At 61.8% G+C, this 14,006-nt stretch carries 12 protein-coding genes; 3 read left to right on the forward strand and 9 right to left on the reverse strand.

Annotated features, from left to right (window positions below):
• A complete protein-coding gene (locus J3485_RS25710) occupies positions 1 to 612 on the forward strand; it encodes a TetR/AcrR family transcriptional regulator (RefSeq protein ID WP_206957132.1) in 612 nt (203 codons plus the stop codon).
• A gap of 14 nt (positions 613 to 626) precedes the next feature.
• Here J3485_RS25710 and ppk2 read toward each other — a convergent pair whose 3' ends face one another.
• Positions 627 to 1,553, reverse strand: coding sequence for a polyphosphate kinase 2 (gene ppk2 / locus J3485_RS25715; protein WP_206957133.1), 927 nt, complete (start codon positions 1,551 to 1,553; stop codon positions 627 to 629).
• Between the two features lie 204 nt (positions 1,554 to 1,757).
• On the reverse strand, positions 1,758 to 2,636 hold the full coding sequence (locus tag J3485_RS25720) for a helix-turn-helix domain-containing protein (RefSeq protein ID WP_206957134.1): 879 nt from the start codon (positions 2,634 to 2,636) through the stop codon (positions 1,758 to 1,760).
• A gap of 199 nt (positions 2,637 to 2,835) precedes the next feature.
• Between J3485_RS25720 and J3485_RS25725 the strand changes: the two genes are divergently transcribed.
• Entirely contained in the window at positions 2,836 to 3,747 is a 912-nt protein-coding gene (locus J3485_RS25725) for an NmrA family NAD(P)-binding protein (RefSeq protein WP_206957135.1), read from the forward strand.
• Positions 3,748 to 3,768: 21 nt separating this feature from the next.
• On the opposite strand, the gene J3485_RS25730 is transcribed toward J3485_RS25725, so the two are convergent.
• The 6 genes from J3485_RS25730 to J3485_RS25755 all read right to left on the reverse strand — a co-directional run bounded on the left by J3485_RS25730 (position 3,769) and on the right by J3485_RS25755 (position 11,435).
• Positions 3,769 to 5,067, reverse strand: coding sequence for a sugar efflux transporter (locus J3485_RS25730; protein ID WP_309477086.1), 1,299 nt, complete (start codon positions 5,065 to 5,067; stop codon positions 3,769 to 3,771).
• A 3-nt stretch (positions 5,068 to 5,070) separates the two neighbouring features.
• Entirely contained in the window at positions 5,071 to 7,035 is a 1,965-nt protein-coding gene (locus J3485_RS25735; protein ID WP_206957136.1) for a beta-galactosidase, read from the reverse strand.
• A gap of 88 nt (positions 7,036 to 7,123) precedes the next feature.
• Positions 7,124 to 7,975, reverse strand: coding sequence for a carbohydrate ABC transporter permease (locus J3485_RS25740; protein ID WP_206957137.1), 852 nt, complete (start codon positions 7,973 to 7,975; stop codon positions 7,124 to 7,126).
• Between the two features lie 10 nt (positions 7,976 to 7,985).
• Complete coding sequence (locus tag J3485_RS25745; protein ID WP_206957138.1) at positions 7,986 to 8,903, reverse strand: carbohydrate ABC transporter permease; 918 nt, start codon at positions 8,901 to 8,903, stop codon at positions 7,986 to 7,988.
• Between the two features lie 70 nt (positions 8,904 to 8,973).
• Positions 8,974 to 10,215: an ABC transporter substrate-binding protein gene (locus tag J3485_RS25750; RefSeq protein WP_206957139.1), complete on the reverse strand. Its 1,242-nt coding sequence runs from the start codon at positions 10,213 to 10,215 to the stop codon at positions 8,974 to 8,976.
• A 59-nt stretch (positions 10,216 to 10,274) separates the two neighbouring features.
• On the reverse strand, positions 10,275 to 11,435 hold the full coding sequence (locus J3485_RS25755) for an ABC transporter ATP-binding protein (RefSeq protein ID WP_206957140.1): 1,161 nt from the start codon (positions 11,433 to 11,435) through the stop codon (positions 10,275 to 10,277).
• Between the two features lie 255 nt (positions 11,436 to 11,690).
• Between J3485_RS25755 and J3485_RS25760 the strand changes: the two genes are divergently transcribed.
• Entirely contained in the window at positions 11,691 to 12,713 is a 1,023-nt protein-coding gene (locus tag J3485_RS25760) for a LacI family DNA-binding transcriptional regulator (protein ID WP_206957141.1), read from the forward strand.
• A 36-nt stretch (positions 12,714 to 12,749) separates the two neighbouring features.
• Here the strand turns inward: J3485_RS25760 and J3485_RS25765 are convergent, their stop codons facing one another.
• Positions 12,750 to 13,955, reverse strand: a complete 1,206-nt coding sequence (locus J3485_RS25765; RefSeq protein WP_206957142.1) for a class I SAM-dependent methyltransferase — start codon at positions 13,953 to 13,955, stop codon at positions 12,750 to 12,752.
• Between the last annotated feature and the right edge of the window lie 51 nt (positions 13,956 to 14,006).

Genomic DNA, 14,006 nt, shown 5'->3' on the forward strand with positions numbered 1-14,006 from the left:
ATGAAGAAGGGAGAACAAGCGCAGGGCGCGGCACCCGATACGCGCGAACGTATCTTGCGGACCGCCAGCGAGCTCTTCTATCGGGAGGGAACGCGCGCGGTGGGTGTGGATCTGATCGTGGCGAAGTCTGGTGTCGCCAAGACGAGCCTATATCGCCACTTCGCGACGAAGGACGATCTGATCGAAGCCTTTCTGCTGCGCGAGGACGAGGATTTTTGGCAACATTGGGACGCGGTGGCGGCCGAGCACAAAGGTGCGCCGCGCGAAGAACTCGATGCCCAGCTTCAATGGATCGGCGATCGCATTGCACGCCCCGGTTATCGCGGCTGCCCGCAAATCAACATCGCGGCGGAATACGCCGACGACAAACACCCGGCCCGCAAGGTTGCCGTAGCGCACAAGCGAGAACTGCGTCGGCGGCTGGCGGAATTGGCGGGCGCCATGCACGTCGATGAGCCCGAGACCTTCGCTTTGAGGTTTGGGACGATCATCGACGGCGCGCTCAGCAGCGGGCGGGCGCTGCATGCGCAAGGGCCTGCGCGGTTTCTGCAAGCGTTGGCGCAGATGCTGATACCAACGAAGAAACCGAAGCGAAAATCGGCCCCGCTTTAAAGGCCCCAGGCCCGTCAATAAATTTCCGGCACGATCATCTCGGTCGGCACGGGCTGACGAATGTACTCCGCGTTGTGCACGCGCTCCGGCAGCATGACGGTCGGATGTTCGACCTCACGATACGGCACCTGGCTCAGTAGGTGATGGATGCAATTCAAGCGGGCACGCTTCTTGTCGACGGCCTGCACGACCCACCACGGCGCTTCCGGATGGTGTGAGCGCTGCAACATCACTTCCTTTGTCTGCGTATAAGCTTCCCAACGGCGCCGGCTTTCGAGGTCCATCGGGCTCAGCTTCCATTGCTTGAGTGGATCGTGGATGCGCGCCTGGAAGCGGATTTCCTGTTCCTCGTCCGTGATCGAAAACCAGTACTTCAGGATCTGGATGCCGCTTCTCACGAGCATCTTTTCGAACTCGGGCACCGAGCGGAAGAATTCTTCGTACTCCTCATCATTGCAGAAGCCCATCACGCGCTCGACGCCCGCGCGGTTGTACCAACTGCGGTCGAACAGCACCATTTCGCCACCCGCGGGAAGGTGCGCGACGTAGCGCTGGAAATACCACTGCGTGCGCTCGCGATTGCTGGGCGCGGGCAGCGCGGCGACGCGGCATACGCGCGGATTGAGCCGCTGCGTGATTCGTTTGATCGCCCCGCCCTTGCCCGCCGCATCGCGCCCCTCGAAAATCACGACGAGCCGGTGGCCCGTCTGCACGATCCAGTCCTGCAGTTTGACGAGTTCGCCTTGCAGACGAAATAGCTCGCGGAAGTAGTGCCTGCGCATGCTGCGCGCTTCCGGCGTGAGGGCATCGGAGCCGTCCAGGATGCGATCGTCCACTTCCATTTCGAGTTCTTCGTCGTATGCGTCGACGAGATCCTCCTCGAAACGACGCTGCCGCTGAGCAAAGAACTCGGCATCGGATGTCGGATCCGGCTTGTCCATCACGTTCTCCCTGAATGAAGGTGAAACTGCGCGGTATGTCGCCCGAGACGGCGGCTGCGCATTCAGCGATTATCCTCGGCACGCCGTGTCAGGCATATTACCGAGCGGGCAGGTCAGAACGTAATCGCCGATTTGATCGATTGCACTGCGGCGCTGTTCAGGAAGATGTAGAAATCTTGCGGGGTCGAGCCTCCGGCCGGCAGGTTACTTCAAACCGTTCGACCCCGCCCGCAAAATCTCGCGCGGACCGACGCCAAGCAACCGATTCATCCAGTGCGCCATATGACTTTGGTGTGCGAAGCCTGCTTCGAGCGCGACCTGCGCCGCGCTGAATTTTCCGGTCGACAGCAGCACCTTCGCGCGCTCGACACGACGCTGCACGATATACCGATGGACCGGCACCCCGAACGTTTCTCGGAACAGCACCTTGAAATGCGGAACGCTGATATCGAGCAGCGCAGCCAATTCCGACAGCGTCAGCCGCTCGTCCAAGCTGTTCTCGATGTAATCAGCCAAGCGCGCGGCCGTTTTCGATGCAAGCGCTCGCGGCCTGCGTTCGAGCGACGGAACGCCGCCGATCAATCGAACGAGCATCGCGGTACAGAGACTTTCCGCGTAGAGAGAATCGGAGACTTCGTCCGTTTCCAGTTCGGCATGCAATGCCCACGCCAAATGCTGCAGCCGTGCATCGCGCATCTGCAAGCGCGGTTGAAAGTGAGCGAGCGAGGGTTTGAGATCCAATCGCTCGTAGATTGCCTTCGTAAAGACATCATCAAACCAAACTCGAAGAACGGTGCAGTCGGCATCGTCCGCCCATTCCCCGTCGATCCCGGCCGGTACGACGTCGATATCTCCATGGGCTTGCACGCGCGCATGTCGCTTGCCGTCACACACGCAGTTCGCCCGCACGGGCTTGCCCATATGAACACCGATGCGGTGTTGCTCGGCTGCGGGAATTCGATGCGTACCGGCCGAGATGCCGAGCAATTCCGCGCCGAACCCCTCCCAGCCCCGCCCGCTGCTGGAAAGCAAACGCTTGCGGGTGCCGTTACTTGAATCCGAACGTAAAGTCGCAGCCTTCATGGCGTCCCATTCCTTTGGCAACTTGTGCGCCTGCAGCATCGCTGCGGTGCGTCCAATCGGCGTCGATCAGGCTGTGCGCCGACGCGGAAAGCGAAGCATAAAACGAATCATCCGTTTCTGCTCATTCGATCCTCGCTTGAGCGCCCATCGCCTGGACAGTGCCTAGGATGACGTCATACGCACCGACGAGGAGTCGTTCATGTTCGTAGTATTCGGAGCATCGGGAAAAGTGGGCGGCGTCACGGCCGCAACCTTGCGCAAAGCCGGCCATCCGGTCCGCGCCGTCGTACGGGACGCACGGCAAGCAGAACGTCTCGCAGCGATAGGCTGCGACATCGCGGTGGCCGATTTGACCGACAAGCAAGCGGTCCGATCGGCAATCAAGGGCGCTCGCGCCGTCCAAATACTTTGTCCCGTGCCGGTCGGCGATTCGCATCCCGAATCCACGATGCGCGCGATGATCGACGTCGCGGCGGATGCGCTTCTCGCCTATCCTCCGTCCGCAGTGCTGGCGCTATCCGATTACGGCGCGCAATTGCACAAAGACACCGGCATCACGCTGCTCTATCACTACCTCGAAACGCGGCTGAAGCCACTCGGGAGACGCTTGACGCTGCTTCGATCGGCCGAGCATCTGCAAAACTGGGCACGCATGACTGCAACGGCATTGGAACGCGGCGTCTTGCCGAGCTTGCATCATCCGCTGTCAAAGATGTTTCCAACGGTGTCCGCCTATGACGTCGGGACAATCGCCGCGGAGCTATTGCTTGATGATCCGCGATCGGATAAGTCGCGATCGGACACGCCAAGAATCATCAGCGTCGAAGGTCCACATCGCATCACCGCGATTCAAATCGCCCACGCCCTAACCGAACTCAGCGGCAGGGAAATCACTGCGCTGGAACTGCCCCGCAGCGAGTGGGAGGCAACCCTGCTGCGAGCCGGATTGAGTGACAATCACGCGCAACTGATCATCGACGTGTATGACGCTCACAATGCCGGCAAGATCGATGTCGAGCCAGGCCAAGCAGAGCGTCGTTTCGGCACGACGCCACTGCATGAAGCCATGTCGTCGCTGCTCTCGTCAGTCGGCCACGCACGATCCCACTAGCTCGTCGGCGTAACGTCGAAATCACGCACGCCGCGTCTTGGCACCCAACCCTTTCGCGTGCACCCGCACCGCATCGAATGAGAGCAACGCGAATGCGCAAGCCACGAGCGCCGCGCATAGCAGGAACGCGGCGCGATACCCGAATGCGCCGATGAGCGTTCCCGACAATACGCCTGCGAGAATCGATCCAACACGAGACGCGTTGAAGAACAGCGCCGTCGCGGCGCCGGTCTCGCCGGGCATGAGATCTTGAACGTACGTCATACCCAGGCACGATGTAATTGCAACGACCATCGCGGACAACGCTTGAAGCGGAACCACAGCGAGCGGTTGCCGGATCGCCGCCAGCGCGATGAAATACGCGGCATGCACGGCCGCGGCTGCAGTGAGCCACTTCGGCTTGCTCAATCTCGACGACGTCGCACCGAGCCAAAGCATCATCGGGATCTCTAGCAGCGCCCCGGTACCGAGCACGGCCGACACGGTCAACCGCGTGCCATGCAACGCGTGCACGAGATAGAGCGGCAACAGAATCATCGTCGCGTTGGCCGCGAGGCCAATCAGCGTCAGCGCCAGCAGGATGCGCGGGATTGCCTGGCGTCGACGAGCGGCGAGCACGACGTTAGATGCGCTATCGCCGACCGCAATCGGCACGCACTCGATAGCGGACGCGGCGCACGGCGCCCCTCGCCGCAATGCTTCGCAGTCCTCACCATCGTGTCGTTCGGCGTGACCCCTCGCCTCCGACATCCGCAGCGCGATGAAGCCGCTGGCCGCGAAACTTGCTGCCGCAAACGCGAAGAGCCCTTTGAACCCGCCTTGCGCCAATATCAGCGCACCCACCGCCGGCCCAAATACCCAAGCGGCGGAAAGCAGCGTTCGCATCGCCGCCTGCGCGAATTCCGCCTGCGCCGTATCCTCGGCATGCAGCGTCGAACGTCCGAGTGCAAATACCTGCGATAACGATGCCGCGCCCGGCCCCAGCAACACGACGCCGACGATCATGAGTTCGGCGTAGCCTCGCACGATACTCAAGCTCGCATAGCCGAGCGCGGCCGCCGCGAGCGATGCGATGAGCGGCGTCCGATGGCGACCATTCCGGTCGGACCAGCGCCCCACCGCCGTGCTTGCAAACACGCCGCTCGCCGAGACGAGCGTCATGAAGACGCCGAGCCGCACGGGCGACATCGACGCTTCCTCGATGCCGAACAACGACAAGTATGGGGCCGTGAGCGACAACGCCACACCCATCATCAACGTCGCCGCGGCAAGCGGCACGAAGTGCGGAATCCGCACGAGATCGGTCAAACGCGCAGGCACAATTCAGTCTTCTTCGATCCAAACCGCGACATCAACGGGACCCACTATTGAACTGCCTAAGATGAACTTCGCATCGGCCGGTGCGGGTACGCCTTGGGATCGATCGCCATAATTGACGGCGAATCGCAATGGCCCGCGTCTGCGCAGTCGCAACCCCTCCGGCAACGCCGCCACATCGATTCCCGCATCGCGCGCGCACTGCGCGATCGCGGCACGCAACAGCGCCCGATCGAAGCAGGCCGTCATATACGTCACGCGCTCGCGCCGCAGCAATGCCGGCAAGCCGTCGTCAAAACGCGCCATCACTTCGACCCCGGCGCCCGGTTGCACATGCTCACGCCATCGCAACCCCGTCCCCTCGACCTTGCCGAGGCGCAGCATAGGCCGTATCGACGGCCGCAGCGATTCGACTTCGATCACGCGAGAGGGCAAAACGGTCCGAAGCTTACCAGGCGGCAACTGCGCAACGATGGCAAACGTTTGGGACTTCGAACCGGTACGCGGTCCGAAGACCCAATGATTCGAGCCAAGTTCGATCTGCTCGACCACGCTATCGGGCAAGATCGGCAACGTAGGCGCCACGACGAGCCGATAGGCGCGCAGGTCCGAGCGAGCGGACACGATGTCGACGTCGAGCCCAAGCTCCCGTAGCGCGCTATACCACTCGAAAACGACATGCTGATAGTCGAAATCGATGCCATGCCGCTGCGTTTCGATGACCCAATCGGCTTCATAGTCGAACAGCAGCGCGACGGATGCTCGTGCGCATCGCAAATCATCTTCGGACACGCCAAGCGTGCGCAGCTCTTCGCCGACTCGAACGACTTCACGGCCGCCCGGCGACAGTTCGTCATCCGGCGTATTGAGGCCCGAATGCATCTGCTCCTGTGCAAACGGACATTGGCGCCAGCGGAAGTACGAGACGAGTTCGGCCCCATGCGCGAAGGCCTCCCAGGTCCATAGCCGCACCATGCCCGGCTGCGGCACGGGATTGAACGGTGCCCAATTCACAGGCCCGGCTTGCTGCTCCATGACCCACATCCGCCCGTTGCCGACGCCGCGATAGAGATCGTGGCTGAACGCGGATACGTCGGGATGGCCCGTTCGTGCCCAGCGGTGTTTGTCAGCTTCGGGCAGCGGCAACACTTCGGTGCGCGGTATCGGGTAGCTGTCCCAGGCGGCCACGTCCAAACCATGTCGCGCGAAAACGTAATGATCGAACGCAGCGTAAAAGCCCATGAAATTGTGGAGCACGTCGCGCCCCGGCGCATGCCGTCGAATCAGTTCGGCCTGCAACGCATGAAAGCTCGCCACTTCGTCCGATTGAAAACGGCGAAAGTCGAGGACGTGCGACGGATTCGCATCGGTAGGCGTGCGATGCGGCAATTCGATTTCGTCGAAGCGACGGTATTCCATACTCCAAAACACGTTGCCCCATGCGCTATTGAGCGTGTCGATCGTCTCGTAGCGCGCCGCGAGCCAGCGCCGAAAGCGGTGCAAGGCGGCTTGCGTATAGCTTGGCAATGTGTTGTGACAGCCGAATTCGTTGTCGGTCTGCCATGCGACGACGGCCGGATGGTCGCCGTACCGTCGCGTCATCGCCTCGACGATACGCACGCAGTGTTCACGATAGACAGGGCTCGATATGTCGTAGTGACGCCGCGAGCCGAATTGCATCACGCTGCCGTCCCGCGTTACCGGCAGGATGTCCGGGTGTAGATCGACGAGCCATTTCGGCGGGGAAGCGGTCGGCGTGCCGATGACGATCTCGAGCCCATGACCGGCCAGCGTCGAGACGGCGCGGTCGAGCCAGTCCCAATCGAAACGGCCCGGCTCCGGCTCGATGCGCGACCACGCGAATTCGGCGATGCGCACGCGCGCTATGCCCATGTCGGCCATACGTCGTGCATCGCTGTTCCATTTGCTTTCAGGCCAGTGTTCCGGGTAATAACAAACGCCGAGCTGCATGGCGGATTTCCTTGATTCCGTAGATGAGAGTGCGTGATTCACGGTTGTGCGGCGGATTGCATGCTTGGTATCGACGTCGGCATCGGCATCATCCTTTCGTCGCGCCGAACGTCAGCCCCGCGACGAAATGCTTCTGCATCGCGAAGAACATCGCCACCGACGGCAACGCAGCCAATACCGATCCCGCCGAGACGAGATTCCACGCCGTCGTCCATTGCCCCCTCAACGCGGCGACGCCGACGGTAATCGGCGCGGCATCGTCGCCTTGCGTGAGGCATAGCGCCCAGAAGTAATCGTTCCAAACGAACGTGAAGACGAGAATGGCAAGCGCTGCCAACGCCGGCCGCACGAGCGGCAACACCACGCGTAGGTAGATCGCCCACTCGCTCGCCCCTTCGATGCGCGCTGCCTCGATAAGCTCATAGGGCAGTTCGCGAATGAAGTTGCGCAGAAACAGCGTGCAGAAGCCGGTTTGAAACGCCGCATGAAAAATGACGAGAGCCCACACGGTGTTGTAGAGCCCCAGATTCGCCATCAACTCGCGCACGGGGATCATCAGGATCTGAATCGGAACGAAGTTGCCCGCCACGAACAAGCCGAGCAGCGCGGTGTTGCCGCGAAACCGGTAATTGGCCAGCGCATGCCCGGCCATCGATGCCAGAAAGATCGAAATGGCCACGGCCGGCAGCGTGATCAGGCAGCTATTGCCGAAGTAGTGCAGCATCGGCGTTTGCGTGAGCGCCGTGCCGTAATTCTGTAGGAGTGCGAAGTGTTTCGGCCATCCCCAATAATCGCCCGCCATGAGCTCGTCGCTCGAACGCACCGACGTGACGAGCACCGCGAGCAGCGGCACGAGCCAAAGCAAGAGCGCGACGGGCAGTGACAACCGATAGACGAGCCGCGGAATGGGGCGCCACCGCTGAACCGGCATGGGATACATTGAGGACTCCTTATGAGTCGGTGCGCACGAGGCGCCGCAGTTGCCAAGCGATATAGACGAGCATGATCGAGAACAGCACCACGGCAATCGCGGCCGAATAGCCCACGCGGTAGTACTTGATCGCTTGGTCGTACATGAAATAAGCGAGCACGGTCGAGCTGTCGAACGGGCCGCCCCCGCTCATCACCGAAATCAGATCGAAGCTGCGCAGTGCACCGATGACGGTCAGCACGACAGCCATGAACGTGGCGGGCCGCAATTGCGGCAGGATCACGTGCCAAAGCAGCGCAACGCCGCGCGCGCCTTCCATGCGCGCCGCTTCGATGATCTCCGGATTGATGCCGGTGAGCCCCGTCAAGTAGAGAATCATGCAGAACGGAATCTGCGGCCACAGCGCGGCGAAGATGATGCCGTAGGTCACGTAGTGCGGATCGCCAAGCACGGGGATGCCGTGTCCGACGATGAGCTTGAGCAGGCCGAACGTCGGGTCGTAGAACCACGAGAAGACGAGGCCCACTACAACGCCCGGCAGCACGAACGGTGCGAAAAACAGCGATTTCACGAGCCGCATGCCGAACACGTTCTGATTCAGATACAGCGCCATTGCGAGCCCGGCCGGCGGTGCGAGGAGGAACAGCGCGAGCCAGATCAGGTTGTTCTTCAGCGCGACATAGAACGTATCGGATGCGAAGAGTTCGCGATAGTTGTCGAGACCGGCGAACGTCTTGGCGGTCATCCCATCCCAATGATGAAAACTGAGCCAGATGCTGCTCACGATCGGATAAATGACGAAGACGGTGAACAGCGCGAGCCCCGGCAGCAGAAACAGCAGTGCCGCGCGCGTGCGCCGTTGGCTGAGCGGCATCGGCTTGTTTGCCGCCGGGCGCGACGCGCGCCGCAGCGCTCGCTGGGTAACGGAAATCGACATGAATGTGCACTCCGACATGAAGGGTCGGGGACGGCCCAAGCAAGGCACCATCCCCGCTCGTCAGGCACGCCTACTTCTTGTAGATGCGCTTACGCGTGGCCTCGAGGTGTTGCAGGATCGCGTCGAGCTGCGTCGGATCGGAGTAGAACTGCTGCATCGCCTTCATGCCTTCGTCGGCCATTTCCTTCGTCATGTCGCGGTCGTAGAACTGCGCAATCCCGCCCGTCGTGGAGGAGAGCGTTTGGAAGCCGACCTTCGAGATCGGGTCCTGCGGCTCGGGCGCTTTGTTGTTCGACGGCAGTTGCCCCCAGCCTTGCGCGAGTTCGCCGTTGATCTGCGCCTGGCCCATGAAGGCGAGCAAGCGCCGTGCATCGGCCTTGTTCTTGGCTTTCGCCGGCATGATCAGGACATTGACGGGACCATCTTCGGCAACGGGGACGCGAGCGTCGATGATGGGGAAACGGAAATAGCCCATTTCGTTGCGCGTCGCGGTCGGCAAACCGGCCGAGAAGAACGTGCCCATCAGCATCATCGCGGCCTGTCCGTTCACGAGCAGCGGGCTGATCGAGTCGACGTCGTAGGAGAGTGCGTTGTCGACGAAGTACTTGTCGTCGATCAGCGTTTTCCATGCCTCGTAGACATGCTTCACGCGCGGATCCGTATACGCGATGTCTCCGGCCATGAGCTGCTGATGGAAGGCGTAGCCGTTGATACGCAAGTCGAAATAGTCGAACCACGCGGCCAACGTCCAAGCATCGCGAGCAGGCACGGCGATCGGCGCAATACCGGCCGCTTTCAGCTTCTTGCAGTCGTCGAGGAATTGATTCCACGTCGTCGGCTCAGCCGAAATGCCGGCCTTCTGGAATAAATCCTTGCGATAGAAGAAACCGTAGGCGTCATAGCCGAGCGGCAGGCTGTACTGCTTACCCGCGTATGTCGACGATGTCTTGACCGAGGCGTAGGTTTGATTCCAGCCGTTCTTTTGCCAGTCGCTCGTCATATCGGCAAGCAAGCCGCGCTTGGCGAAATAGGCCATGCGTTCGCCGTTGTGCCAGCTCAGTACGTCGGGCGGATCGGTCGCGAGCCAGCCCGACATCTGAACTTTGTAGGCCTCCTCGCCTACGTAGCTGACTTTCAGATCGACGTCCGGGTTCGCTTTTTCGAATTGGTCGAACGCGTTTTGCCACGTAGCGCGCTGGTTGCCGCGCGCCGACACGGTGACGTTCAACGTGCCGGCCGACGCCGGCGATGCCGCGATGAACGCGGCGCAAGTCATGCAGGCCAGCGCAAGCGCGCGAACGGGTTGCTTCATCTCTGTCTCCTTCGTTGGTCTCGAGTATCGGTAAGTCGACTATCTACTGCATCGGTCCTTCATGCGGCCACGAACGCCTCGCGCTCGAGTCCGATTGCCGCGCCGCGTTCATCGAACAAATGCCACGCACCCGCGGACAAATGGAATGCTTGACGATCGCCGGGGCGCAGCGGCGACGTGCCCTGCGCTTTGGCGAGCAATGGCGTGCCGCCCGGTTGATCCAGGTGCACATAGGCCGCCTCGCCCAGTTGCTCGACGAGTTGCACCGTCCGCACGATCGAGCAAGCGCTCTGCGAAACGTCGCCTTCGGGCGCCGCCGATAGATGCTCGGGGCGAATCCCCAGCGTCACGCGTTGTCCGATCGATTCCGGCTGTCGCAATGGGCGTCCGCGCAATGCAAGCTGTTCGCCGCTGTCATTCAAGCGCAATCCGATTGCATCTTCACTGGCCGATTCGATCGTTGCCGGCAGAAAATTCATGCGCGGCGAGCCGATGAATCCCGCCACGAACAGACTGGCGGGCCGATGGTAGAGATCGAGCGGCGCGCCGACCTGAGCAATGCTGCCCAAGCGCGCGACGTCGTCGCCGGCGCGCAGCAGGACGATCTTGTCGGCCAGCGTCATCGCCTCGACCTGATCGTGCGTGACATACACCGAACTCGCTTCGCGAAAACGACTGTGCAGTCGCGCGATCTCGATGCGCGTTTGCCCGCGTAATGCGGCATCCAGATTCGAGAGCGGTTCGTCGAACAGAAACACTTTCGGCTCGCGCACGATCGCACGCCCGATCGCCACACGCTGCCGCTGGCCGCCCGAGAGCTGTTTCGGCTTGCGTTCGAGCAGGCTGTCGAGTTGCAGCACGCGCGCCGCCTCCGTCACGCGACGCCGGATCTCATCCTTCGCCACGCCGGCGATACGTAGCCCGAAGCCCATGTTGTCGAATACGGACATGTGGGGAAACAGCGCGTAGCTCTGAAATACCATCGCGACGCGGCGCTCGGCAGGCGGCGTTTCGTTCATCCGCTGGCCGCCGATGTGAAGCTCGCCCGTGGTCAAGTCCTCCAAACCCGCGATCATGCGCAGCAACGTCGATTTGCCGCAGCCGGACGGACCCAGAAATACGCAAAACTCGTGTTCCGCGATGTCGAGATCGACGTCGCGCAATACCGGCGCGTGCTGCCCGTACTGCTTCGATACCTGGCGTAGGGAAATGGTCGCCATCACATCCTCCCGCAATCATCGATCGTGCAACGTGCGCTGGAATTTAAGCGCTTAAATTTTTGCCGCCAAAACGGCACGTATGCTCGTACCATATCGTCGTCTCCGGTCTGATGCAAAGCTGTCGCGATGGGATGAAACGTAGCGCAACCGATTGGAGGTGTGCAACTTTTGGGAACCCGTCCCAGCATTTGAACAATGATCGCCATTGCGTGTGCCGAGGTGCCGCGCGCTTTTTGGAAGTCGGGGGAAGAGTTTGTGGTGACGCTAGCCGAAGTTGCGCGACGGGCGAAGGTAACGGGCGCGACCGTATCGAACGTACTGCGCAATCCGCAGAAGGTAAAGCCGGAAACCGTCGAGCGTGTCATGGCCGCGATCCGCGAGCTTGGCTATCGGCCGAACTTGACGGCCCGCGCGCTCGCGCGGGGACGTACGTCGACGCTGGCGTTGATGCTCTCGAACATCACGAACCCGTTCTATCCCGAGTTCGTGCTCGCAGCGGAGCGCGAAGCGCGCAAACGCGGGTACTTCCTGCTCGTTTGCAACACCGACGACGATCCCGCGATCACGCGCGCGTATCTGGAGCAAATCGCCGGCTCGCTCGCATCGGGCGTCATCGTGATGAACACCGATCTCGGCGAACGCGAGTTGATCGAGTTCGCGCGCAAAGGCGTATCCGTCGTGCTCTGCATGTGGGAGCACGTGCAAGCCTCGCGCGCGCTGCCCTGCGTCACCATCGACTTCGCCGCGGCCGGCGCGCTCGCTGCCGCGCATCTGTCGGGGCTCGGACATCGCAGGTTCGGCGCGCTCGTCGGAGCCGGGTCCGGTGGCCCGCAGACGATCCGGCTCGAAGGCTTCGCGGCATCCCTCAGCGCGCATGGCCATGCCGAGAAATCGCTCGTCGTCGTCAACGCGCACGATTCGATCGAAAGCGGATATGACGCCGCAATGGGCTTGTTGCGTGCAAAGCCCGCTTTGACGTCGATCTTCGCGACCAACGATCTGATGGCGATCGGTGCCATGCAAGCGGCGGCCGACCTCGGCCGACGCGTGCCCGACGATCTGTCCGTCATCGGGCTCACCGACGTCGCGCTCGCTCATCAGTTTCGTCCGGCCTTGACGACCGTGCGACTGCCGACGGCCGAAATCGCGGCACGCTCGGTCGCGCTCACGCTCGAAATGGTGGAGGGCGGCGTGCCGACGCAAGACGTCTATGTGGTCAGAGCACCGGAGCTCGTCGTGCGTGAATCGACGGGACGTGCGCCGTCGCGGCGGCGTTGAACGAGAAAGCCCGCGGATTGGCGGGAAATACGGGGGCTATTTCACAGCGATCGCCACCGCGTATTGCGTCTCTCCCGCATTGGCGCATTCATCGTCGATCTCGAGCAATTTGTCGAGCAAGCCGTAGTCTTGCGCGGCAACGATGTTGTGAAGCACATCGTTCAGTGCAAGGTGATAAACGCCACCGCCGGTCTTTCGCACCCACGCCTCGGGGAAAAGCCGTGCGAGTTCGGGCAGGATGTTGCCCGAATCGGCGCACTCGGACGGATCGACAGCGATGATGGCGGCGGGCGGTATACGGCCAACGGTCGCGGACAGCATCCGACCGGGCCGCGCCGGATCGCGCAAATATTGAGGCGGCAGCGCGCCGAGCACAGCATTGTTCACGGCCAGCAACGCATCGGACCATTGGCAGCGAGTCGGACCGACGTAATCATCCATGAGCAGCACGCCGCCCTTGCGCAATACGTGCCAACTCCATTCGAGCGCCGCCTTGACGTCGAACATGTGATGAAGCGCGTTGTTCCAATACACGAGATCGTAGACACCATCGCGCGTCTCGCCGGCAAGCCCGTCTTCCATACGGAAAGTCATGCGATCGGAAAAACCCGCCTCGTCCGCTTCCTTGCGTCCCATCTCGATCGCAACCGACGATAGTTCGAATAGCGTGAAATGTTGAACGAGCCCGCTTTCGAGGACGGCGCGCTCCTTACTCCCCGATCCGCAACCGATCGAGACGCCGCGAGCAAACGGAAGCCGGTCGGCAAAATGTTGCAGCGCGAGGCGATGCAGGCCCGCCGACATACCAGGCAGAGATTCGCCACAGACTCGGCGGTTGATGCGTTGAACAATGTGGTCGCATTGCCACCAACGCGAGACGATCGACGTCGTTTGGCTGTATTGCCTCGACCAATGATCGCCGATTGCCGCGGCCTGCCCCATGCCGACGATCTGCCGGCCGTTCGGCAAGGCGACGCCCGAGGGCTCGAAACGAACCTCCAGCACGTTTTGCCCGTCCTTCAGCCAAGGCGCGAGATTGACCTTGAACGCGCGCGCACCCGCGTACCCCGCGGCAATCGCATCGTGACGCGAGGCCTCGCAGGTGGTCGTCGTCGCTTTCTCGCCGTTGAGGTAGAAGGCAAGCGTGATCGGCACGTCGGGCTGCATCGTGTTGGCAGCCCAGCCCGAAACCCCATCTGGACGAGCCTGGTCGAGCCATCCAGTCAATCCACTTGCGTTCATTGAAATTCGTTGCGGCAGTGAGTTCGGCGTTCACGCAGGGTGGCACGGTGC

The organism is Trinickia acidisoli, assembly GCF_017315725.1.
Lineage (GTDB): Bacteria > Pseudomonadota > Gammaproteobacteria > Burkholderiales > Burkholderiaceae > Trinickia > Trinickia acidisoli.